The organism is Spiroplasma endosymbiont of Seladonia tumulorum, assembly GCF_964020235.1.
Classification (GTDB): Bacteria; Bacillota_I; Bacilli_A; order Mycoplasmatales; family Mycoplasmataceae; genus Spiroplasma.
In genome coordinates, this window is the sequence record NZ_OZ026545.1 from 590,150 (window position 1) to 613,626 (window position 23,477).

The following is a 23,477-nucleotide window of genomic DNA, read 5'->3' on the forward strand; positions in this document are numbered from 1 at the left end:
TTTTAATTAGCCTCCTTTTTTTGTTAAGATTATATGAAGTATTAAGTATCAATTAAGTATCATAATTTAAAATATTTTTTTAATTAAGAAAGGAAATTATAAAATGGAATTAAAAAATAATTTATTAGGAAATTATAAAGAAAATAAAAGAATAGAAACAAACAATGAAACTAAAAATTTCTTAATTGAAAGAGATAATGAGATATTTAAATTATATCAACAAGGAAAAATATTACAAGGATATAAGGTTGTATCAAAAATACCAAAAACAATTAGAACAGAAGATGGAGATATACCTTTAAAAAGACGAAGATATGTTAAATATGATGAAGAAAAAAATGAATATATAAATCGCTATCCTTTGGATGAAGAATTAGGTTTAAAAAAATACCAAAGAAATGAACAAAATTTAATAAATAAAATTACTTCATTTATGGGTGATGGAAAAAGATATAAAGATATTTTAGATACTGTCAAAAACGCTAATATTAGTGAAAGAACAATATCTAATATTTTTAAAAATGCCGATTTAGAAAAAACTGATTATATTAGTAATAAAAATAACAATAAAATTAAAATTCCAAATAATGTTTTATATATTCAAATTGATGGGGCTTTTGAACCTATGTGAGAAAATAAAAAAAGAGTTGAAAATAAAATATTTGCTTCAACTATGCATGTTGGTGTTGATGAAGAAAAATCAACAAAAAACAGAAAAAAAATGAAAAAGAAAAAAGGCGTTTTTCAAATGATGAATAAAAATCATAAGAATAAAAATGATAAATCTAATATTGATAATTTTATTGATAAAATTTTTAAATCAATGGATACTTATGATATTAATGAAGATACTAAAATATTAATATTAAGTGATGGTGAAAAACAAATTAAAAAAATTTACAAAGCAATAAAAGCAAAATATAAAAATAATACTGTATCATATAGTTTAGATAGATTTCATTTAGTAAAAAGATTTAAAGAATTATTTCCAAATCGTAAGAAAAACCAAATTCATAGATTAAAATATAAATTAGCAAAAATATATTTTTTTACTGGAAATTATGAAGCATTATTAGATTTTTTAATGTGTCATTTGCCCTATGTTATTGATAATAAAAAGAAATTTTTATTAGAAACTATTGAATTAATTAAAAATAATAAAGAAGGTATTGAAAATCAAACATTAGAATATAATATTGGTTGTCACATGGAAGGAGATATATCACACTATATTAAGGCTGTTAAAGGGCGTGGCGCGAAAATATATTGTAAAGAAACATTTATTAATATGTTAATTTTTTCAATGTTAAGACTTAATAGTAAAACAAATAAAGAAAAAATTGATAAAACTAGAAAAAATAAAGAAAAAATTGAATTTAATATTTGTAATTTAAATCAATTTCAAAATCAATTTTTATCTTTATAAAAAATAAAAAAACCTTTTAAAATTAGTAATAACTTTAAAAAGTATTTTTTAGTATGTCAAAATTCATAATTTTATAAATTATTTCTTCAAATAAAAATTATGTTTTTAAAAAAAGTTGAATTTTTTATAAATTTTGTTATCATTTAGTCATAAGCGAAACTTAATTTGTTTCTAATTACTTAATTTTATTAAAAACCTCAAAATAATGTATACTACCGAAATCATTAAAACACAATTGCAAAGTGTTTATGATGAATTAATTAAGGTACAAACAGTTAATACTGGGGGCGTACCAAAAGTAGAAAACAAAGAAAACAATATTTTAGATACAGACAATGTATTTAATAAATAGAAAGAAGGAAGTAAATTATGGCACAAAACCCGCAAAGAATATTTGGCGATATTGCTAATCAAGCAACAAAACGAGACCGAGAAACATTTGAACAATGATATTTACAAACTTATCAACAAAAATTAAGTTGAGAAGCATTATTTGCATGAAAAGATGCAAGTAAATTTAGTTTAGCATATAAAAGAAAGAAAAATATTAAATATAATGAAGGTTCTGGTAAAGATGGGAAAGTATTTAATACTGATGATAAATTATTAAATTATTCAGAAGTAGAATTTGATGATGGAATTGTTGAATTAGATACAATTTTAACTTTTGCTCGTAAATTAGACCCTGTAGAAAGTGATTTTAACCCTAATCTTTGGGCTGCTGATATTGAACAAGCAATGGATACTGAGGTTGCTTATAAACGTAATAAAATTTTAGAAATTATTAATAAAGGAGTAGTTACAACCATTCAAGGCCAAAAAGCAGATGATACTAATGCTTTACAAATTCACGATGAAATTATGGATAAAATATATGAAAATGGATTTACCCCATCAGAAACAGTTGTCTTGGGTTCGGCTGATTTTATTCGTGGAATTCGTAATAAATTACAGTTACAACTTGGAGCAAATGACCAAATAAACAATGTAATTGAAACAAGCGGAGCAATGAAAACTGTTGAAGGAACAACATATTATATGGTTCTTAAAAAATTACCAATTATTAATAAAGATGGTTCAGAAGGAACAATTACTCTATTACCAGATGGTGTTAATGCAATTGCCTTTAAATTTAGTAAAAAATATGACCCTCTTATCTTACGCAAAAAAGACCATACTCCATTAAGAGTTGGTGCAGCTGCATTGGGTACTGGAATCGGTAATACTTTGATTATGGAAAGAGTTTTATATTTAGGTGGGGCAGTAGTTGAGCCGAAGGGAATTATTAAACATATTGTTTCAAAAATTGATATTAGTAAAATTAATAAAATAGATAAACCAAATATTCATGTTACAGACCCAACAAAAGCAATAGCCGAACAGTTAAAATCACAATTTAAAGATGTTGTTTTAAAAGCAGTTAAAGCCGTAAATAGTTCTTTAACTGAAAGTGATTTTGATTACTTTATTGAAAGTAAAGGTAAAGACTGACCAATTAATATTACAAGTGATAAAACTGTTGAAGTTCAAATTGAAGGTAAAAACAACGCTACTGGTCAAACAAATCCGATTGATGTTAAAATTAAAAATTCTTAATAGTACTAAAAAATAGTACTTTTTCGTTTGATATATATGCCAATTGGAACATCTAAAACAGCCCTTATTTATGCTGTTAAAAAAATCCAACTAGATTGTCAATCCAACAACAAGAAAAAAATTTTGGTTTACAGTTATTAGAATTTTTAGGAATTCAAGTTTTAGCTCTTGGTTTATCAGTTTTAACTGGTGGTATTGCTTCGGCTGTTGGTCTTGGTGCGGGATTATCTAATTTTGCCGCAGCATTTATCTCATTTGGAGTAGAAACAGCAACCGATTTTGCCGTAAATCAAATATACGATAAATTAACATCAGAAGTGACAGTAAAAAGTACTGCCTTAAATTTGCTACCAGCAATTGGTGGTATTGGAAAATTAACGCGTGCTGCTCGAACAACTAAAATTTTAAAATTAGCGAAAGAAACTAAACTACTTGAAAAATTAGGTGTAATAACTGCTAATAATTTAGAAGATGTTGTAAGACAAGTTAGAGGTAAAAAGATTTTATCTGATAAATTAATATTTGATTTTACAAAACAAGCTAATAATGAAACTTTATTATATACAATTGGAAAATTAGCCCGAAAAGATTTTTATAAGGGTTTTAAAGTTTCTAAATTAGAAACAATTAATAATTTATTAAAAATTAGAGTGCACCCCAAAAAGTAAGTAAAATAAAAAAAGATTTTGCTAAATTTTTATAGGGGGTGCATTTTTATATGGCAAAAAAAGGACAAAAATATAACAAATATACATCAGAATTTAGAACAAAAATCATTGAGGAAATTAAACAAAAAAGTTGTTGAATAGTAGCAAAACAATATAATATAAATGCAAATACAGTAGAATCTTGATGAGCAAATCATAAAAAAGGAAAATTAAACAATCCTAAAGGACCTAAAATTTCTTTTGCCAAAAGAAATTTAGAATATTATAAAACAAGGTATGAATTATTAAAAAAGCTCCATGACTTTTACAATTAAGCAAACTAAGAATTGTCTCTTTTATTAAACAAAATTTTTGTGAATATTCAATAAAATTATTACTAGAAGTAACAGGGTTAAAACGTAGTTATTGAGATAAATATAAAAATTATGACAGTAGCAAAAAAGATAAAAAAGCAATAAATGATATTGTAAAAGTCTATGAAGAAAATTTAAAACAATTTGGTTATCGAAGAATTACTAAATATTTAAAGGAAGATTATGGTATAAAATATAATTCAAAAAGTTGATCGCATGGAAAAAAGAAGGGTTTTAACAAATACATAGAAATTGAATAGAAATAATAAATTAAACCATTTACTAAAATGGTTTTTTTATTTGTTAAACCAAAATTATTAATTGATTCAGAGAAAGGACAGCATCTTAAATTCTTAAAATAGAAACTTTTATTACAACTTTTTGATACCCTCTTTAAGTTGTTTAAACATTTATTAAATATCTTAGAAATCTTTACAAAGTGTACCTGTTTTTTCTCCAATTTTAAGGTGTTGTCCTTTCTCTGTTTCAGTTAATTAATTTGCTAATAAAAAAACTTAATAAAGGAAGAAGTAAGTAATAGAAATTAATAATCAACAAACAATATGTGATGTTAGTGATTGCTATAAAGAAATATCATTCATTACCGAAGAATTTGTATCAAATAAAGTTTTATGAACTTGTAAAAAACATAAAGAGTTATTAAATCATACAAAAGATAAAAAACAAAAGCGGTTTTATCAGAAACTGGAAAATTCAAAAATTATCTTTGATTATGAAACCTGGTTTTTTAAAACTTTGATTTAATAAAACAACTTAATGCAGTGTGGGACAGTTATTTTTAACTAAGTGCTTCCATAAGAACATGAGTTTACACTCATTCCCACAGCCAGCCGAGGCAAGTACTGAAATAGTGTATGAGGAAAAAAGTAAATCGGCGCTGGTTTTATAACTAAGCGATAGTCGTGATAAGTGCAAGGTCAACATCAAACGACAATAAACAAAGAGATGGTCACTTTATAAATAAATTTGCGATAGATTTATCCCATAGAGGATGGCAGCGGTTTTAATAACCACAAAGCTAGCATTAGGCTCTTCAAGGTGCGAGTAGATTTATTTTAAAAACTGAACGCTTTGACCTGAAATGGTGCGGATGAAGAGAGAGAAAACTCTCTGGCTTCAAAAAGAAAAAACAACTGTGTATTATTAAACATTCAAACAATTAACATACCGCCACCGCTCACCCCCAGTGAAGCGGATGGCGTAGTAAATAAATAGATAAATACTTATATAACTAATTCTCGCTTGGCACTTTCACTTGGGAGTGAGTGCCAGCGAGTTAAAACTAGGAGGAAAAATAAATGACAGAATATAAAAGTAAATATACTAATAAAACTTGAAATGAAATAACAACATCATTTTATTGAGTTAATTGTCAACCTATTAATTGTCGTATTTCACATCATAAAAAACATTATGATTTGCAATGTTTAGAATAAGCCAAAATGTACTTAAATTTATTTAAAGATAAATGAGATGTTATTGCTTCTTATATGCAATATTACAAAATTAACGATATTTTAGATTTAGCTTCTGATGGTTGAAAAATATTGCAATTTGAGAAAAAAATCAAAGGAATAATTTAGGAGGTATATATGAAAAAGTTAAATAAAACTTGTATTAAAAAAAGATATTGAGGTTATTGTTTTCATAAAGAATGCAATCAAGAAAATAAATTAAGTGAATTAATGCTTAAAAGTTATTCAGTATCATTTGAAGATATTACAGATGAACATTGAGCATTAAATACTAAAAAGAATTAGGAGGAATTAAATTATGAATAAAAGATACTTATTGGTAATGAAAAGTAAATATAGTGATTTTAAAACGAGCTGTTTTTATACATTAGAAGAAGCAAAAACTACTGCTAATGTTGAAAATCAACAAGAATGATTAACAACTATTATTGATTTAGAAAATGAAAATATTAAATGACAAAGATGTGAATAATATGTGAAAAGATGAAAATGGCAAAGTTTATACCGAAGAAGATTTATTTAATGAAGCATTAGAAGAATGTCATTCAGAAGAAAGTGCTTATGAATATATTGATACTTTAATTATGGAAAAGAATTTGGAGGAAATTTAATAATGAATAAATTTATTGGAATTGGTATAACAACAAAAGATATTGAAATTAAGAAAACAAGTAATGGAAAAGAATATACTATTTTTAATTTAGCAATTACTCGCCCATATTCAAAACAAAAAGAAACTGATTTTATTCCTTGTCAAGTTTGAAATAAACAAGCAATTACTTTACAAAAATATTGTCAAAAAGGTAGTCAAATAGCAATTACTGGTGTTTTACAATCTTTTAAAAATAAAGATAATAAAACTGAATGAATAGTTCAAGTATCTAATTATGAATTTTTACATACAAATAATGATTTAAAAAAATCTGATAAACCACAAGAAAAAATAGAATTTAATTCATCTGAGACAAAAGAATTATTTAATAATGATAATCAAAATATTGGTAATGATGAAACAATTTTATGAGATTAGATTTAAAACCTTTATATATTTTTAATAATGAATTACATAAGTATAGTATTTTAATACCTAGTGTAAGTAAAATTGTTAATATTTTAGTGTCAAAAGATTTTTCACAAATTGATGAGAATATTTTAAAATTAGCACAAAATCGTGGAATATGTTTACATAATATGATTGATGTTTGAATAAAAAATAATTTTGATGATGAATTAATTGAATTTATTGATTGTGAAATAAAATCACATCGTGAATTATTTAAAAATTTTACAAAACTATATCAAGAAACTTTTAAAGATATTAAATTTAAATATTATGAAACTGAAAAAACACTTTATAGTCCTTTAATGTGTGGGACAACTGATTTTATTGGAATAACAACTGATAATGAATATATAATATGTGATTAAAAAATTACTAGTTCTAATGAGAAAACAGATATTGAACGCTATATTTGGCAATTAAAACTTTATTATTTATTAGAAAAAGACTTTTGTATAGATAATAAAAAAATATTAATGATAATTATAAATCCAAAATTAAAAATAGTAATTAAAGAAAAAGTTGATATTACTAAACAAAATTTAGAACAAATTAAAGAAGCAATTTTAATATGACAAGAAAGAGAGGAATGAGAAAATGCCACAAGAAACTAAAAAAACATTAGTAGCAAGTATTGGTGAAATACAACACGATTTATCATTATATTTAGAAAAAAACCAAACAATGCAAATGAATGGTAGAACAATTTATAACTATTTTGGTGAAGCACAAGTATTAGAATTAGTTAAAAAAGAATTTAAAAAGCATCATATTACATATATTTGGAGTTATGTGAAAGATACTTTAAAAGTAATTAATGATATACCATATTTTGAAATGGAATTAACTTTATGTAAAGAAACAGAAGAAATTAAAACTTATTGACCTTTTACAGGGAAAAATACTGACCCCGCTAAAAGTATTGGGTCAGCATTAACTTATGGAGTTAAATATGTTTTAAGCAAACTATTAGGTTTACCAACCGAAGAATTAGACCCCGATAATAGTGAAATAAGTAAAATTAATTCTAAACAAGAAAAAGAACAAACAGAAATTATTAACAACTCAAATCCAAATTGAATGAGTGAACAGCATTTCAATAATATTAAAAATTTTATTACAAATACAAAAATAGAACAAGATATTATTTCAAAAGGTAAAAATTGATTAAAAGAAGAATTAAATGTTGAAAAATTATCACCAGTTCTGATTAGAAAATAAAGCGAAGATTTTTATTATCAATTTAAAGAAAGATTTTTAAGATAATGATAAAAATAAGTATTGACCCATCAGGAACTGGTACTACCGCTATTGTTGTTTATGAAGATAATAAATTAAAGGAAAAATTAGAATTTACTAATTATTTATGAATAAAACAAGTTGATTTTATTAAAGATATATTATTTAAACACTGCAATAGTGTTTGTCTTGTAAACATTGAAAATTGCTTATATACAAATGCTAATGGTTCAAAAGACCGTGATGATTTATTAAAAATAATTGGAGTAATTAAATATGATACACACGAATTAAATAATGTTAATTGAATATCACCCCGTTATACTAAATCAGTGGTTAAAAATATGGAAAATTTAAGTAAATATAATGATAGTTATTTATGAAAATTTGATAAAGATACTAATTTAACTTATCAATATGGTAAGGGTTGATTTTATAATAATGATAAAATAAGTAATCATTTACGCGATGCAATTATTATTGCTCATTATGAGAGGTAATATATTATGAAACAATCATACAATCAAAAAACAAGAAAATATTATTCTTGTAAAATTCGTAATATAAATGTTTACTTAAATGAAAATGAAGAAAAAGTTTGAAATAAATTAAATTTTGATACTTATTCACAACGAATAGAACATCTTATTAATTTTTATATAAAACACAATAAAGAAAAATAAAAAATAACCAATTAAGGTTATTTTTTTAAATACTATTTGTTAGTTGTCTAATAGCATCTTTTTGTTCTTGTTTTTTGTTGTTTACTTTAACTTGTTTTTTAACATTTTTAATTTGACCTGTTTTAAGTGCTAATTCTGTTGCATATTCAGGTCCTCGTAAATGTTTTTCGTGTGCAATAACAGCTGTTCTTAATTCTCTAATTTCTGCTTTATATTTTTTAATTTTCTTAGCAGATAATCCAAGAATACCAAGACTACCCATTCCACCAGCACCCGCTAATACAAGTAAAGCAATCATTAATGTATCATTTAACATTTTTTTACTTCCTTTCTCATCCTTACTCAAACAGTGGCCATCCATCCTTTCAAAACAAAATAATTTATAAATTAAACTATATAACCACCCAAAAATATCAACCACCCCTATAAATATAGTCTATTTTAATAAAATTTAATTATTTGTTTATATTTAATTCTTGTTTATTTTCTTCTTGTTTTTGTTTTTTAATATTTTCATTTTGTATATTTTTTAATTTTTCTTCTGTTATGCCATCTAAATTATTTCATTGTTTAGCTATTCGTGGTTGAACGACACGCGGATTAATACGACAGTCAAAACAATGTCTTAAATGGTCTTTTTTTCATTTTGATTTATCAATTCAAATAATAATTAAAGAAATTATTAAAGTAATTAAAGGTAATATTGTAAATACTAATCCCATTTTAGATATTTTTAATCTTGGTATATCAATTTTCATATCTACTTTTGGTTTACTACTAGCAACAAATATACCTTGAATTCCGTGTGTAAATAAAGGTGTTATCAAAATAGCAATTCCATTACCTCAATATTGTCCATAATTATACCAATTAATTTGGTCTTTAATGCCATTAATCATCCCATACTCTAATCAACAATTTAATGCTAAAAATATCAATGTATAAAAACTAACTACTCAACTACGAATTTTATATTTTCTTTCTCATTCTCTAATATCTTTATGAGTTCAATTATAAGTCGGAATAGGGTCTTTTTTAAATCAATTTCAAGGTAAGGCACCCTTTAATCAAGTTATTTTATCTTGTTTCATAATTATTTACCTCATTTAATTTTTTATTCATTTTTATTTAATTCTAATCATTTTTTATTGAATAATTCTTTAATATCATTTCTATTATTTGAAATAATTCTTCATATTGGATGTTTTTCAAATAAATTTAATTCATTAATAGTTGTTGCACTATTTATTTTTCTTATCACTATATCATAAGAGTCCGATGTTTTTTCTTGATACTTGGGTAAATCAATATCCATATCACGATTATAAATAGAATGTGGTTCATTTGACATTAATTCGCTATTATTTATTAATTTTCTTTTAATTGTTAAATCTTTAATAACAATATTATTTGTTTCATTTTTAATTGATCCATCTTGCTTAATTGTTATGCTTTCATAAGAATTAGCTGCTAAAAATGAAAAAATTGATTTTTGTGATATTGTTTCAAAATAATGTGGTACAAATTTATTAGCAGATGCATAATCTGTTATTGAAATTGATATTTTATAGTAATATTTTGTTAAATCATAATCTGGAATTTTAAATGTTAATTTTTCGTTTGCTTCTGGATAATTAATTAATTCTCAATCATTGCCACCACTAATAGATATATCACCACTGCCTAATAATGAAGAACCATTAATAGTTTTAATATTTGTGCCGCTTACTAATTTATCTTGTTTAGTATTAATATCTTGTGATGTTTTTACAATATATTTATCATCAACTTTTTCAATATAATTTTTATTTAAATCACTATCTTTAATAACATCCGATGGAATTTCACCACTTTGTTTTGCTTTTCAAACACCATTTTCTTCATAAATAGTATCATTATCAAACGGAACGACTAATTTAATATATTCATTATAATCAATTTTACTAAAATCATTTTTTTGTAGGATAACTAATATTAATACTATTATCTTTAACAATTCTATCTTTTAATCAAAATAATAATGTTGGATAAAAAGTTTTTTTACTAATATGTTTATATTCTTCTTCTCATGGATGAGCATAATTATCTAAACTATAATTATAAGGTCTAAATACTGTTTTACTAGATATAATATCAATTATTTCACCGGCTAATTTTAAAGCATTTTTAACATCACGAGTAATATTTTCATTTGCTTCAGGGTCATTAGTTTGTGAATAAGCAACTCCATCTTGTGAAAATGAAGCACTACCAGTTAAATCATTAACTCCTTTTGGTAAATATCAATTTATAACTGCTAATAAACAAGCAGATTGAATATAACTTAATCATTTATCATATTCAATTAAACCAGTTTAGAGTGCACCCCAAAAAGTAAGTAAAATAAAAAAAGATTTTGTTAAATTTTTATAGGGGGTGCATTTTTATATGGCAAAAAAAGGACAAAAATATAACAAATATACATCAGAATTTAGAACAAAAATCATTGAGGAAATTAAACAAAAAAGTTGTTGAATAGTAGCAAAACAATATAATATAAATGCAAATACAGTAGAATCTTGATGAGCAAATCAAAAAAAAGGAAAATTAAACAATCCTAAAGGACCTAAAATTTCTTTTGCCAAAAGAAATTTAGAATATTATAAAACAAGGTATGAATTATTAAAAAAGCTCCATGACTTTTACAATTAAGCAAACTAAGAATTGTCTCTTTTATTAAACAAAATTTTTGTGAATATTCAATAAAATTATTACTAGAAGTAACAGGGTTAAAACGTAGTTATTGAGATAAATATAAAAATTATGACAGTAGCAAAAAAGATAAAAAAGCAATAAATGATATTGTAAAAGTCTATGAAGAAAATTTAAAACAATTTGGTTATCGAAGAATTACTAAATATTTAAAGGAAGATTATGGTATAAAATATAATTCAAAAAAAGTTTTAAGAATTATGCGTGATAATCAAATACAACCTGAATATGTAAGAAAAATGAGAAGAAAAATGAAATATAAACAGAATAAAGAAAAAAGCTTATTGCAATATCCTGATTTAATTAATCGTAAATTCAATGATATAAAAACAAGGTTTTCAGTACTATATACTGATGTAACATATTTAATTTGAAAAGGAGAAAGATATTATCAATCAACAATTATTGATGGATATACTAAAGAAATAGTTGATGTAAAGTGATCTAAATATAATGACAATAAATTAGTAATGGATAATTTAAATGATGCATTTAATAAAATAAAATTAATAAAAAAAGATCTGAATGGAATAATAATTCACTCAGATCACGGATATCAATATACATCCACTATTTATCACGATAAATGTTTATCTAACGGTATTACAATTTCAATGGGAAAAAATTACCACTGTGCAGATAATATTGTTATAGAAAGTTTTCATTCATTACTTAAGAAAGCTACAATCCATAATAAAATATATAATTCACATGAAGAATATATACAAGATGTTATAAAATGAAATACATGATATTCAAATCGTAAAGAAAAAGATATAATTAAAAAAATAGTAAATACTTTTTTATTAGTACTTACTAAAATGGGTGCACTCTACTACTTTACTAGATTTATTTTTAATACTAATTAATTTCTGTTTGTTTTTTGTAATAATTTAAAAATTTCAAATATTATTTCAATTCTTTTTAAAATAAATTTACTATAAAGTGCAAAACTAAAATTGTAGTAAAATTACACATTGGTTAGGTTTATTTTGCAAACAAACCTAAAATACTTATTACAACTAAAATATTTTTAATAAATTATAAAATGTAAAACTATTTTTTTCATATAGATACTGCAAAATTTGTAAAATATTTTTGCCGTTCATTTATTTCTTTTTCTGTCCAATTATTATAATTTAATATTTTTTTAGTTATTTCAATAGATGACTGTTTATAAATTTCTTTTTTCTGTTCAAAAGGATAATTACTACATTTTTTATTAAATTCACTATTTAATAAAGACAAGTTACCTAAACGTCATAAATATTCATCATGAAAATCTATTGTTACATCTTTTCATAAACTATAATCTACTGGCAAAATATGTTCTATATTAACAATAGCATTATCATCAATAATTTTCATTTCTGGCGCAACTAAAGAAATGCTACTATCAATCATTTTTAAAATATACCTAATTGCTGATTTGTTTTTAATTTCAAAAGTTGAAAATGCTTGTTTAAAATCATCATCGGATACAATTCATTTATTAATTTCTTAAATTATATCATCAATTTTTATTAATTTTTCTTGAGAAATCTTAAATGCAATTTTAGAGAATTTAAGTTCATAAATATTTGTTACTTTTTGAGCTACTACAAAATTTCGTACTACAAGAACTTCTAGTACAGATAATATTTTTAATATTTCTTTATCTTCAAAATTCTGCTTTGTTAAAGCTAATAAAATAGGATAAAAAGTTTTTGCTGACAAATCTTTTAATATTATTAATTTTTTATTAATATCATTTGAAAAATATGATTCCTCTCTCGGATTAACTAAATTACTATATACTTCAGCTAAAAAAGATAGATCTTTCACTAACTCAAAACATTTTTTTGGAGAAGTAATATTTTTACGCATTATTTTATAAAGATCTTTTTCACGTAAAAAAATATTTTGAGAATTTCAATAATGTCGTATATAAGTTGTTGGATCAATTTTCCCTAGTTTACTAAGCATTATCTTTCATTCTTCCTTAATATCATCTATTTTTGAATCAGAAATTCTAAATAAATGATTTTTTAATAAGTCAGCTGTTTCTAAATCTTTCCCACGAGCATTTAAAGTTTCAAAAATAATAAAAGCTTCATTAATATCATCAGTTTTTACAGCTAATATGTTAAATTGTTCAATAAAAACTTTGTATATTTTATTAAGATAATTATATTTAGAAGTTTCTGACATAATATCATTTAATTTTTCATTTAACTTTTTTATAAAAAAATCACTAGCAAATATAATTCTTTTTTGTGAATTTGACAATTTTTCCTTTGGAATTATTGGATTTTTGACTTGTATTACATCTTTTAAAAAAATTCTATCACTTTCACCTAAATATAATGTTTGTTCTTCGCGTGTTTCAGTAATTCTACCTATATATTTACTTGTAATATCATTGGCAGTCTCTTTTGAATCTTCTAAATTAATACTTTCAAAAAATTTCCTAAAAACTGATAGTAAAATAATAGTTGTTGTCATACGTTGCTGTCCATCAATAATAAAACTCTTTTTTTCATTAATACTATTATGAACAACTATTTGCCCAAAAAATGGGACTCCATTTCTCCATTAATCATTTCTTCTAAATCTATTCATAAATCAGTAAGTTCTTCTTTATCTCATGAATATTCTCTTTGATAATCAGGTATTCAGTAAGTATCACCAAAAATAAAAGAACCTATTTTCTTAATTTCAGAACTCTTGATTGACATATTTTTCACCTATTTTTAAATTTCCCGTTTAATATAATATGAATTAAAATAAATAGCATTTCATATTTTCCACATGGCATAGTTTTTGTATAATAATTATAACATTCTAAAATATAATGTTAATAGATATTTAAAAAGTTCATGGAAAGGTGTTATTTTATAACACCTTTCCATTAACCTAAATAATAATATATTTGTTTTCCATTAATGATTCCACATTTCATGATAATTCTTGTGAGTAATTCGTGGTAAAATCGTTTCTCTTCGACCAATAAAAGGATAATCAAAATAAAGAATTGCTTTCAAAAATATTGGCATAATAATAACAAATCAAATAAGAGTAAAGACTGGGACTCAAAAGAAATTAGTTCCTTTGGCCACTGGAATAATTCCTCTGTAAATAAAATCAATTAAACCATTAACAAATGATACTCAAATATGCACATCAAACATCGACATAAATAAACCATTAAGACCAGCAAGTGGAGTATAAACACAAAAATATAACATTGGTGAAACAAAGAAAGTAAATAAATTAATAATAACATTATTCCCTGTTAAAATAGTAACCACCACAATTGCTGTCATTAAAATTGCTGTTGGCATACGGTTTTCTTTTTTACTAGTTAAAATAATGGCCGTACTAATTGCTAACGAACCACCAAAGACAAATGCATAATTTGGTGGTAATTTTAGTTGTAATAAATGACCAAAATTACTAGATAAAAACCAATTATAAGTTTGCACAGAATAACCATTTGCTTGTGGTAATCGGTCAATTGGTAGTAAGTTAAGTCAATCTAAAATTGTTAAATGACGTTCTTCAAATGTTGGTTGGTTAGTAAAATCCCACACTTTTTGAATTGTGGCATTATTCCAAGTATCATCAAAAATATTGTGTATTCAACCATAATGCACGGCAATATTTTTGAATAAATTTTCAAACTCTGTTTGACTTAATAATTCAACATTTGGGTTAATAAATAAATTAGTAACAAGATCTTTAAAACCAAATGGAATTAATAATGTATTTAATAGTTCATAAACAAAAGCAGCTCCTAAAAAATGGTTTGCATTTTGTTGTCACATTCATTGATAAATATGGTTTAAAACAATTGCAATTACAATTCATAGTAATAAGAAAAATAACGCTAAGAACATACTTGCTAAAACAACAAGTAAGGTAACAAATGGAAAACCATTTAATAAACCAAATGGTTTTGCCAAGCGTAAATCAATACACTTAATGTAAATGTATGATGAAATAATTCCTACTGTTATTCCCCCTAAAATTGACGTATTTAAAGTAACAAGGCCAAAACTTGAGCCTAAAAACATTGCTAAATTTTTACCTTGGTAAAAGAAGAGAATACTTGTTACATAAAGTTTTCCTTCTGGGGTTATTTTATATTGAATTAATGCATATTGCATCACAATGAAAACTAAAAAGCCAGTAACAGCAATTGCTACAGCTTTTACATTGTTGGTAATACTAATCACTGTTACTAAACAAAAGATAATTGATAAATTGTTAAAGACTGCTTTTCCAATCTTAATACAAACATCACCAATCGTTAGGGCAACAAGATTACTAGTATATTCTTGTAAAATCAAGCCAATTCCATAAATTAAAACAATTAATAATAATGGAATAATTATTAAAGTAATAATTTTAATAAAATATTCATAAATATTTCTAATTTTAATTTTATTACTATTGTTACGATAGCCTTTTCCATTTTTTCTAATTTGATACAACCTATCAATTTTCAAAATTATTGTCCTTTCTTTACAAACAAATTAATTTTTTATTCACTGTAAAACTGGATTTTGTCAGTTTCTGAACTAAAAAAAAATAAGGTCTAACATATTGTTGTGAAATATTGATATTATATACAACACCAAAATTAATAATCTTCTTGTCTTCTTTTACTTGACCAAGAACTGATAAACGAATAAAATCAGTAATATATTTTGATTCAATTGTGTCAATTATAAATTGACCATTTCGTTCTTGTAATTTAAAATCAGCAGTGTTAAAAGTAATATTTGACAAATCTCTTATTTTTTGGTCTCCTTTTAAATTAGTTTTCATACTTAATGTAGTAAATTTAAATTTTGGATATTTTTGAACAAATTCTGCTCAAGTCTTAGCATAGTTTCCATATTCAAAAACTAAAGCTTTTTGTTTATTGACAAAACCAGAGGCAAGTTTTTGCGCAGGAAAAGTATCTGTTCCTGTCATACTTGCAATACTATATTCTACTGCCTCTTGTGCAAATTTATGCGCTTAAACTGTTGAAGTTCCTTTATTAATATTTGGCATACCTGCAACTGAAGTCGTTGTCGCTGCAATCATTCCTAAAGTAAATCTTTTCATATTTAAAAACTCCTTTTTGTATATATTAAATTGATATTGTTGATAATTGATACATAGTTAATACATGGTTAATATAAAAATAGGCAATCCTATGAGATAATGATACCACATTTTTCTTTTAAAAAAGAAAAAAATATTATAAATTTAACATAAAAAAAGACTTAAAAAGTCCTCCTAAATATTACTTTAATGCTGCAAGAGCAACATTTAAAGCTTCATGTAATTGTGTCGCTGATTTTTCAAATTTAACTTGCTTTTCTTTTGTTAATTTTTACTCAATAATTTCTTCAATCCCATTAACACCAATAACTGCTGGTACACCAATGTAAGTTCCCGTAACATTATATTCACCTTCACATTTTGCACCAATTAAAAAGGTTGATCTTTCATCATTTAAAATTGCTTTTGCAATTGAAAATAAACATACATTAATTCCATAAAAAGTTGTTTTTTTCAAATCAATGATTGTATAAGCCATTTTCATCATTTGTTGGTGCATATCTTCTAAATCTTTTTCTGTTAATTTTCCTTCTGCCACAAAATCAGCAATTGATTTTTGCATAATTGAAGCTTTTGATCAAACAGAAACTGATAAATCACCATGTTCACCCAAAACATAAGCATTAACACTAACTGGAGCAATGTTTAATTTATTACCAACTAATCTTCTTAAACGTGCTGAATCTAAAGTTGTTACTGAAGAAATAACTTTTTTTGCATAACCAGTTACTTTTTGATAAACTGATGCCAGAACATCCACCGGATTTAAAGCAATTAGCGTAACACCCTTAAAACCTGAGGCTTTAATTTTTAAAGCAATATCTTGCATAATTCTTGCATTATCAGTAACCATATCTAATCGTGTTTCACCATCTCGTTGTGGTCTTCCTGCTGTAATAACAATTAAATCAGCATCTTTACAATCACTATAATCACCAGCTTTAATTGTACTAAAACGATTTTCTAAAACAGCAGTTGCATCTGATAAATCAATAGCATTCCCTTCTGCTGCTTGTCGAAACGCATCAATTAGTACATAATGGAGGGAGTAAATTATTCGGTTGGTGATATCTTATTCTAATAAATATTTATCTATTGTAAATTGTAAATGCAAATGTAGCACTTTATTGAAAAAGAATAAAGTGCTTTTTATTTTGTAAAAAATACTTATATTTATTGGATTAATCGTTAGATAGTATCTTTTACACTTAATAAAATATGTTTTTTCAGAAAAATCCATCCTTTCTTTTCTTAAAAAATTTTGAATAATTGTTTTATTTAGTTGTTAGTTAATTGTTAAATATAATTACTAAAAAATATATTTAATAAACAAAGAATTAAAAAAGATAATGAGATAAAAAAATAAAGATACTATCTAACGATTAATCCAAAATTCAATCTTTAAAACTTAATATTTTTTGATGCTTAAAGATGGATAACTCATCTATGGCACGAAGCCTTAAAGAAAGTGTGAAAGCGATTGGATTTACTACTCCTATTTATTTCTTTAATTCTCGGCAAGATTAATCACTTGCGAAATGTCAGAGCATGTGTTTTTTGGCTTGTTTTCATAAAAAGAGTGTTGTTAAACCGAAAAAAACAATATCGGACACTAAAAAAACAAGAGGGTTGGAACTCCAAAAGGTTATTTTCTTTATATAAAGTTGTCTAGGGATGGATGAAGCGTAATTAATAACTGGGTAAACTGTTTTTTGTTTATTTCCGTATGGGGGATAAACTCTATCAAAATATCCTATCCGCCCCCGCTCACCCCCCGAAGTGAAGCGGGCGGCGAAGTAATTAAATATTAAAATAAATTATTTACTAAATATCAAAATATTAACCAATAAAGGAATATTATGTTTTTTTACAGAAAGGAAAATATTTGATGAAAAAATGAAATAAAAAAATTAAAAATAAATTACAAGAATTAATGATACAAGCTTATCTGGTAACAGTAAATGATATTAATGATGAAATTTGAGCAACAAATAAAAAGAATTAAGGAGTATAGATAAATGACAGAATATAAAAGTAAATATATTAATAAAACTTGAAATGAAATAACAACATCATTTGATTGAGTTAATTGTCAACCTATTAATTGTCGTATTTCACATCATAAAAAGCATTATGATTTGCAATGTTTAGAATAAGCCAAAATGTACTTAAATTTATTTAAAGACAAGTGAGATGTTATTGTTTCATATATGCAATATTATAAAATTAACGATATTTTAGATTTAGCATCCGATGGATGAAAAATATTACAAATTGACAAAAAAAATAAAACAAATAAATTAAAATATATTATTGCAATTGACCCTGCTGGAATTGGACAAACTGGTATTATTATTTATAATGTTTTGCAAAAGAAAATAATTAATAATATTACTTTTAATTCCAAAAATGAAGAAGAAGCAATAAATAATATGTATTAAATATTAAATGAGTTTAAAAATAAAATTTGTTCTTATTTAAATAAAGTTATTGTAATAATTGAAGATTATCAACTTCATAAAGGTTTAAAAATAAAAAATCCATTAGCTACTCCTAAATTTATTGGTGGTTTAAAAGTTTTATGCAAATATCTATTTAATTTAAAATATATTTTACAATCACCAGTCATTAAGAAAAATTATATTTATAAAGGAAATATTAAAATGTCAGAGCACGAACACGATGCTTGAAAACATTTACAGTATTTTTTAGCAAAAGGAGTTGATAAAAATGGCACAAACAAAAAGTAATTTACCTAAAAAATCAATAACTAATAAACCTAAAATAAAAAATAAAAAAGTTAATAAGTTAGAATTAACTGTTAAATTACATGAAAATCCGATTAAAACTAAGATTAAGGCACTGGTTGCTGGTGGTGTTGAAGTTGATGCTTGTTCTGCGAAATGTCAGTGAGAAGGATTAAATTACTCAACATTATCAATATATAACCCATCTATTTTAACTGAGTTTTTGAAATTAAAAAAAGATGATGAGATAAAAATTAAAGGCTCAGTATTTAATCAGTTAAATATAAAAACTAAACGCTATTTTTTATCTTTTCGAGTCGATAGTTTTGAAATTATACAAAAAGCGATTAGAAAAAGAACAAATACAAATATTAAAAAATAGGAGGAAAAACAATGGCATTAAAAAATGTAAAATATGTTCTTATTAATGAAAATAGTGAACCTATTAAAAATGAAGATGGTAGTTTAGATATTAAAACTGCTGAAATTATTTTAGAAAATACTGCTAAAGTTGAAGAATTTAATGTAATTAATTTAGAAAATAGTAATCAGCAAATCAACGAACTACAAACAAAAAATACTGAATTAACTTCACAAATTGAACAACAAACAATTCAATTAAAACAAATTGAAGTAATTGACTTTATTAATTCTTTAACTGATAATAAAGAATTTAAAAATGTTTTATTAAAATCTTATGATATTACTGATGATATTGAAATCATTAAAACACAATTGCAAAGTGTTTATGATGAATTAATTAAGGTACAAACAGTTAATACTGGGGCGTACCAAAAGTAGTAAACAAAGAAAACAATATTTTAGATACAGACAATGTATTTAATAAATAGAAAGAAGGAAGTAAATTATGGCACAAAACCCACAAAGAATTTTCGGAGATATTGCTAATCAAGCAACAAAACGAGATCGAGAAACATTTGAACAATGATATTTACAAACTTATCAACAAAAATTTAGTTGAGAAGCATTATTTGCATGAAAAGATGCAAGTAAATTTAGTTTAGCATATAAAAGAAAGAAAAATATTAAATATAATGAAGGTTCTGGTAAAGATGGGAAAGTATTTAATACTGAGGCGCTGTGTATATATAAACGGCAAATTTATATCTTGTTAAGTTAATAATAAAATATTTTTAATAAATTGCAACAACTTTTTCAGAAAAAATTAAATTTTTGTAATTTTATCTTATTTTATTCATATTTAAGCGCACTAAAAATAATTTATTAAATTTTAACTAATAAATTTATTTAAAATTTTGTAAAAACATTGTCTTTGCACTTAATCAATTTAAACATGGTCGGAGTTTATCATTTATAACATTAACTACTCAATCTATCATTTTTTGACTAATATTATTAAAATCAATTCCCTTAGAAAGTCAATATCTAAATTCACCGTTCATATGCTCAATTAATGGTTTTTGTTGTGGTTTACCGGGGTCACAAAAATAAACTTGTGTTTCAGCAAATATTTTCATTTCTCTTCATTTACTAAATTCTTTTCCTCTATCAGTTATTATTCCTTTAATTTTCCCAATTAAATTATTATTTTTAACAATATCTTTAAATTTTTCTAAAGCTTCATTAGCAGTATTATTTTTTAATTTCATTACAAAATAATTTTTACTTGATTGTTCTACTAAAACTAAATTACTAGATTGATGGTCTTTTCCTACAACAGTATCCATTTCAAATCATCCAACATTAGAAACTTTATTTTCAATATCTCAAATTGATTTAAAGTTAGTTAATTTACCACGATTATCAGTTTTTCCTTTTGTTTTGTATTTTTTACCACGATGGGGTAAATTTTCTTTTTTAATCCAAGTTCACCTAAGCGAATTCATTTATACAATGTTTTAACACAAACAGGAAATTTAACACCAAATTCCAAGAAATAACGATAAATTAATTGTTCGGGTGTATCGTGGTATTTATTAAATCTTATTTTAATAAAATCTAACTGCTCTTTTGTAAATTTAGGTAGTTTTTTAATGCATTTTTTACGTTTTTGTTTATAATCTTTTTGTGCTTGATATGGATTATAATATTGTATATTTTTAAATCGCTTAATTTCTCTTTTAACAGTATTAACTCCACGACCCGTTTGTCGTGATATTTCAGATAAATTAATTGTGCCATTTTTCTTTTTACAAGTATCAGATAATAATAAATCTTTAAATAAATCTCGTTCATCAAATGTTAAATGTTTAAATTTTCTCATTTTTATACAAATTCCTTTCATTTTTTCTTATAATGTATTATATATAAAATAAAGAGGTCAATAAATATGCAAGAATTTAGTAAAATTAATAATAAAAAACGAATTACTAGTTATGAACATTTAAATAAAAAATATGATTTAAATTTTAGTGACTATAATTTTGGTTTTGATTGAGAAGTATTTAAAGATTTTGTTGGTGATAGTTATGCCCGATATTTTACTTCGCCATGTTTTTTTAAGTTTGTCTCAGCGGGGCGTGGTACTAATAAGACATGAAATCACCTAGCAGAAAAATTATTTTTTGCTTGTAATTTTACCGATGCTTCATCTAACATTTTACGAAGATATGCCAATACCCACGAAGATACTACATTTGGCGATACAATTAATGTCTGCAACTATCTATATGATAAATATGGGATTGATATAGGGTATGACAATGAAAATGGTATTGTTTGACCTAAAAATGTTAAAGAAGGTGGCGAAATTGTTTTTCCTAGTGGTGTTCGCATTGCTTTTGCTGGTTATGCTAATGGTAATAAAATTATGGGGAAAGTTGGTAAAGGTAGTGGTATTATATCAGCATGAACTGACGAAATGATACATGCTGAAGAAAAAGAAATCTTAACTGATAAAGAACTAGATAAAAGATATAATAATTTAAGAGTTTCAATGTTTCGTTCTAAAAGTTTAAAAGTGTCTTACGAAAAATACACGGATGAAAATGATAATGAACAATATAATTTAGATAATCCTATTCCAGTAAAAGAATTATCTTGGACATTTCAAGAATGAGACAACATAGCAAAACAATATATAACAGTTACAACATATTTTTATAAAACATATTCTAATCAATTTACCTTTAATCCTTTTGATAAATACCATATCTTTTATGAAAAATTTGTAACGCCATATTTACCTTTAAATGAAAGAATTAAAAATATTTTAAAAGAACACAATCAGGTATATTCAGAAAACAAACAAGCATTTAATGGTTTGGGTATTTTTAATTTGCGTTTAACTATGGGGGCTGTTTGAAATAAAATACCTGATATTACCAAAAAAATTGTTTTAGCAAATAAAGAAGAACGACCCGATTTATTTGAACTTGAATATTACGGTTTTGAATATAACGATAATGACCCCAGTATTTATGTTTTACGAAATTATCGTAAATATATTAAAGAGTATAATTTACAAGATTTTTATAATACAAATACAAAACAATATCAATTTGATAGTTATTCAATTGGTGTTGATTATGCTAATGGTAGTGAAGACCATACAGTATTTTTATTTAGTGGTTATAAAATTAATGAAAATAATGAATATGATAAATATTTAATTAAAGAAAATGTTGTTACCCCAAAAAACGCAATGAATTTAAATGAAATAGTTGAACATTACGGACAATGAATAATTAACTGTTTTGATAAATTTGATGGTTTTGAATATGCTACATTTCATTATGATATTAATGCTCATGACTTTATGCAAAAATTACAAGAAGATATTTACCCTTATTTAGGTTATAAAATTAAGATGTTTAAAGCCAAAAAACATCAGACATCCCTTAATAAAGAAGCGGGAATAATTAATCGTGTAACATGAATAAGAAAAATGTTTGTTCAAGGCAAAATATATGGTATATTATATAACTTCCCATTTTTAGATAAGTGTATTAGTGAATTAAGATTTAGCGATACCAAAACAAACACACCCGACAGTAAAATGTACCACGATCCATATGATGCTTTGTTTTATGGTTCTTATCCGTATCGCTTTAAAATGGGTATATAAAATGTATTATAATATTATTGAAATAAAATTAGAGAATATTTCAATTAATTTTTATCTATATTTTTATTAAATCTGTAATAGCAGATTTTTTAGGTTTTGGGCGAGCGGTTGATTTTCTTAAATTTTTGTGATAAAATGACTTACAAGTTAAAAAAGATTTTGAGGTTCTTTCAAACAAATTTGGGAACCTTTATAAAATTCTTCGCTTAACGCTTAGAATTTTTCCCAAGTATTTTGAAAAGCGCGGCAAAAGTTTTTTTAAACTTTAAGGCATTTTTCGCAAAACTTATGAAAATCACCGCGAGCCCAGATT

33 protein-coding genes and 1 pseudogene are annotated in these 23,477 nt (G+C 24.3%); 24 read left to right on the forward strand and 10 right to left on the reverse strand.

Annotated elements, in window-relative coordinates; genetic code table 4:
* The first annotated feature begins 103 nt into the window (after nt 1–103).
* The 16 genes from AACL22_RS03795 (at nt 104) to AACL22_RS03870 (ending at nt 8,521) form a co-directional block, all read left to right on the forward strand.
* Nucleotides 104–1,426 carry an Mbov_0401 family ICE element transposase-like protein gene (locus tag AACL22_RS03795; protein ID WP_338989709.1) on the forward strand — a complete coding sequence of 441 codons (1,323 nt, stop codon included), beginning with the start codon at nt 104–106 and terminating at the stop codon, nt 1,424–1,426.
* Between the two features lie 205 nt (nt 1,427–1,631).
* Nucleotides 1,632–1,778 (forward strand): hypothetical protein, encoded by a 147-nt coding sequence (locus AACL22_RS03800; protein WP_338989711.1) that lies wholly within the window; start codon nt 1,632–1,634, stop codon nt 1,776–1,778.
* 17 nt (nt 1,779–1,795) lie between these two features.
* Complete coding sequence (locus tag AACL22_RS03805) at nt 1,796–3,022, forward strand: hypothetical protein (RefSeq protein ID WP_338989713.1); 1,227 nt, start codon at nt 1,796–1,798, stop codon at nt 3,020–3,022.
* A 95-nt stretch (nt 3,023–3,117) separates the two neighbouring features.
* Nucleotides 3,118–3,690 carry a hypothetical protein gene (locus AACL22_RS03810; RefSeq protein ID WP_338989715.1) on the forward strand — a complete coding sequence of 191 codons (573 nt, stop codon included), beginning with the start codon at nt 3,118–3,120 and terminating at the stop codon, nt 3,688–3,690.
* 50 nt (nt 3,691–3,740) lie between these two features.
* On the forward strand, nt 3,741–4,004 hold the full coding sequence (locus AACL22_RS03815; RefSeq protein ID WP_338988774.1) for a hypothetical protein: 264 nt from the start codon (nt 3,741–3,743) through the stop codon (nt 4,002–4,004).
* Between the two features lie 1,358 nt (nt 4,005–5,362).
* Nucleotides 5,363–5,500 (forward strand): hypothetical protein, encoded by a 138-nt coding sequence (locus AACL22_RS03820; protein ID WP_338989716.1) that lies wholly within the window; start codon nt 5,363–5,365, stop codon nt 5,498–5,500.
* Between the two features lie 6 nt (nt 5,501–5,506).
* A complete protein-coding gene (locus tag AACL22_RS03825) occupies nt 5,507–5,647 on the forward strand; it encodes a hypothetical protein (protein ID WP_338989719.1) in 141 nt (46 codons plus the stop codon).
* Nucleotides 5,648–5,656: 9 nt separating this feature from the next.
* Nucleotides 5,657–5,824: a hypothetical protein gene (locus AACL22_RS03830; protein WP_338989654.1), complete on the forward strand. Its 168-nt coding sequence runs from the start codon at nt 5,657–5,659 to the stop codon at nt 5,822–5,824.
* 13 nt (nt 5,825–5,837) lie between these two features.
* Nucleotides 5,838–6,011 carry a hypothetical protein gene (locus tag AACL22_RS03835; RefSeq protein WP_338989722.1) on the forward strand — a complete coding sequence of 58 codons (174 nt, stop codon included), beginning with the start codon at nt 5,838–5,840 and terminating at the stop codon, nt 6,009–6,011.
* Nucleotide 6,012: 1 nt separating this feature from the next.
* Nucleotides 6,013–6,150 carry a hypothetical protein gene (locus tag AACL22_RS03840; protein ID WP_338988699.1) on the forward strand — a complete coding sequence of 46 codons (138 nt, stop codon included), beginning with the start codon at nt 6,013–6,015 and terminating at the stop codon, nt 6,148–6,150.
* 2 nt (nt 6,151–6,152) lie between these two features.
* Nucleotides 6,153–6,569 carry a single-stranded DNA-binding protein gene (locus AACL22_RS03845; protein ID WP_338989096.1) on the forward strand — a complete coding sequence of 139 codons (417 nt, stop codon included), beginning with the start codon at nt 6,153–6,155 and terminating at the stop codon, nt 6,567–6,569.
* Nucleotides 6,560–6,967: a hypothetical protein gene (locus AACL22_RS03850; protein ID WP_338989725.1), complete on the forward strand. Its 408-nt coding sequence runs from the start codon at nt 6,560–6,562 to the stop codon at nt 6,965–6,967. Before AACL22_RS03845 ends, AACL22_RS03850 begins: the two co-directional genes overlap by 10 nt.
* A 108-nt stretch (nt 6,968–7,075) precedes the next feature.
* A complete protein-coding gene (locus AACL22_RS03855) occupies nt 7,076–7,213 on the forward strand; it encodes a hypothetical protein (RefSeq protein ID WP_338989728.1) in 138 nt (45 codons plus the stop codon).
* A complete protein-coding gene (locus AACL22_RS03860) occupies nt 7,197–7,820 on the forward strand; it encodes an ERF family protein (protein WP_338989731.1) in 624 nt (207 codons plus the stop codon). The genes AACL22_RS03855 and AACL22_RS03860 overlap by 17 nt, the downstream gene beginning before the upstream one ends.
* A 44-nt stretch (nt 7,821–7,864) precedes the next feature.
* Nucleotides 7,865–8,338 (forward strand): hypothetical protein, encoded by a 474-nt coding sequence (locus AACL22_RS03865; RefSeq protein ID WP_338989733.1) that lies wholly within the window; start codon nt 7,865–7,867, stop codon nt 8,336–8,338.
* Nucleotides 8,339–8,344: 6 nt separating this feature from the next.
* Nucleotides 8,345–8,521, forward strand: a complete 177-nt coding sequence (locus AACL22_RS03870; RefSeq protein ID WP_338988709.1) for a hypothetical protein — start codon at nt 8,345–8,347, stop codon at nt 8,519–8,521.
* Nucleotides 8,522–8,546: 25 nt separating this feature from the next.
* Here AACL22_RS03870 and AACL22_RS03875 read toward each other — a convergent pair whose 3' ends face one another.
* From AACL22_RS03875 to AACL22_RS03885, 3 genes are all read right to left on the reverse strand, one after another.
* Nucleotides 8,547–8,882 (reverse strand): hypothetical protein, encoded by a 336-nt coding sequence (locus AACL22_RS03875; protein ID WP_338989736.1) that lies wholly within the window; start codon nt 8,880–8,882, stop codon nt 8,547–8,549.
* Between the two features lie 94 nt (nt 8,883–8,976).
* Nucleotides 8,977–9,612, reverse strand: coding sequence for a hypothetical protein (locus AACL22_RS03880; RefSeq protein ID WP_338989738.1), 636 nt, complete (start codon nt 9,610–9,612; stop codon nt 8,977–8,979).
* A gap of 23 nt (nt 9,613–9,635) precedes the next feature.
* Nucleotides 9,636–10,517: a hypothetical protein gene (locus AACL22_RS03885; RefSeq protein WP_338989740.1), complete on the reverse strand. Its 882-nt coding sequence runs from the start codon at nt 10,515–10,517 to the stop codon at nt 9,636–9,638.
* Nucleotides 10,518–10,948: 431 nt separating this feature from the next.
* Here AACL22_RS03885 and AACL22_RS03890 point away from each other — a divergent pair, with 431 nt between their 5' ends.
* A complete protein-coding gene (locus AACL22_RS03890; protein WP_338989742.1) occupies nt 10,949–11,212 on the forward strand; it encodes a hypothetical protein in 264 nt (87 codons plus the stop codon).
* Nucleotides 11,213–11,352: 140 nt separating this feature from the next.
* On the forward strand, nt 11,353–12,141 hold the full coding sequence (locus AACL22_RS03895; protein ID WP_338992991.1) for an IS3 family transposase: 789 nt from the start codon (nt 11,353–11,355) through the stop codon (nt 12,139–12,141).
* Between the two features lie 187 nt (nt 12,142–12,328).
* Here the strand turns inward: AACL22_RS03895 and AACL22_RS03900 are convergent, their stop codons facing one another.
* The 6 genes from AACL22_RS03900 to AACL22_RS03925 all read right to left on the reverse strand — a co-directional run bounded on the left by AACL22_RS03900 (nt 12,329) and on the right by AACL22_RS03925 (nt 17,438).
* On the reverse strand, nt 12,329–12,769 hold the full coding sequence (locus AACL22_RS03900; protein ID WP_422397497.1) for an HNH endonuclease family protein: 441 nt from the start codon (nt 12,767–12,769) through the stop codon (nt 12,329–12,331).
* 3 nt (nt 12,770–12,772) lie between these two features.
* Nucleotides 12,773–13,816 (reverse strand): DUF262 domain-containing protein, encoded by a 1,044-nt coding sequence (locus AACL22_RS03905; RefSeq protein ID WP_338992993.1) that lies wholly within the window; start codon nt 13,814–13,816, stop codon nt 12,773–12,775.
* A complete protein-coding gene (locus AACL22_RS03910) occupies nt 13,813–13,989 on the reverse strand; it encodes a DUF262 domain-containing protein (protein ID WP_338989747.1) in 177 nt (58 codons plus the stop codon). The genes AACL22_RS03905 and AACL22_RS03910 overlap by 4 nt, the downstream gene beginning before the upstream one ends.
* Nucleotides 13,990–14,193: 204 nt before the next feature.
* Complete coding sequence (locus AACL22_RS03915; protein WP_338989749.1) at nt 14,194–15,762, reverse strand: PTS transporter subunit EIIC; 1,569 nt, start codon at nt 15,760–15,762, stop codon at nt 14,194–14,196.
* Nucleotides 15,763–15,778: 16 nt separating this feature from the next.
* Nucleotides 15,779–16,234: a hypothetical protein gene (locus AACL22_RS03920; RefSeq protein ID WP_338989751.1), complete on the reverse strand. Its 456-nt coding sequence runs from the start codon at nt 16,232–16,234 to the stop codon at nt 15,779–15,781.
* 406 nt (nt 16,235–16,640) lie between these two features.
* The gene (locus AACL22_RS03925) at nt 16,641–17,438 is read right to left on the reverse strand and encodes an L-lactate dehydrogenase (protein ID WP_338992994.1); all 798 of its coding nucleotides are present in this window, start codon (nt 17,436–17,438) and stop codon (nt 16,641–16,643) included.
* A 949-nt stretch (nt 17,439–18,387) separates the two neighbouring features.
* On the opposite strand from AACL22_RS03925, the gene AACL22_RS03930 reads away from it, so the two are divergent.
* The 5 genes from AACL22_RS03930 (at nt 18,388) to AACL22_RS03950 (ending at nt 20,257) form a co-directional block, all read left to right on the forward strand.
* Nucleotides 18,388–18,525: a hypothetical protein gene (locus AACL22_RS03930; RefSeq protein WP_338989753.1), complete on the forward strand. Its 138-nt coding sequence runs from the start codon at nt 18,388–18,390 to the stop codon at nt 18,523–18,525.
* A gap of 6 nt (nt 18,526–18,531) precedes the next feature.
* Nucleotides 18,532–18,810 carry a hypothetical protein gene (locus tag AACL22_RS03935; RefSeq protein ID WP_338989755.1) on the forward strand — a complete coding sequence of 93 codons (279 nt, stop codon included), beginning with the start codon at nt 18,532–18,534 and terminating at the stop codon, nt 18,808–18,810.
* Between the two features lie 289 nt (nt 18,811–19,099).
* Nucleotides 19,100–19,498 carry a hypothetical protein gene (locus tag AACL22_RS03940; RefSeq protein WP_338989756.1) on the forward strand — a complete coding sequence of 133 codons (399 nt, stop codon included), beginning with the start codon at nt 19,100–19,102 and terminating at the stop codon, nt 19,496–19,498.
* 11 nt (nt 19,499–19,509) lie between these two features.
* The gene (locus AACL22_RS03945; RefSeq protein WP_338989758.1) at nt 19,510–19,917 is read left to right on the forward strand and encodes a hypothetical protein; all 408 of its coding nucleotides are present in this window, start codon (nt 19,510–19,512) and stop codon (nt 19,915–19,917) included.
* A gap of 67 nt (nt 19,918–19,984) precedes the next feature.
* The gene (locus AACL22_RS03950; protein WP_338989760.1) at nt 19,985–20,257 is read left to right on the forward strand and encodes a hypothetical protein; all 273 of its coding nucleotides are present in this window, start codon (nt 19,985–19,987) and stop codon (nt 20,255–20,257) included.
* Between the two features lie 124 nt (nt 20,258–20,381).
* Here AACL22_RS03950 and AACL22_RS03955 read toward each other — a convergent pair.
* Nucleotides 20,382–21,361 (reverse strand): annotated as a pseudogene (locus AACL22_RS03955) (IS30 family transposase).
* A gap of 66 nt (nt 21,362–21,427) precedes the next feature.
* Here AACL22_RS03955 and AACL22_RS03960 point away from each other — a divergent pair.
* Complete coding sequence (locus AACL22_RS03960; protein ID WP_338989762.1) at nt 21,428–23,164, forward strand: hypothetical protein; 1,737 nt, start codon at nt 21,428–21,430, stop codon at nt 23,162–23,164.
* Nucleotides 23,165–23,477 lie beyond the last annotated feature (313 nt).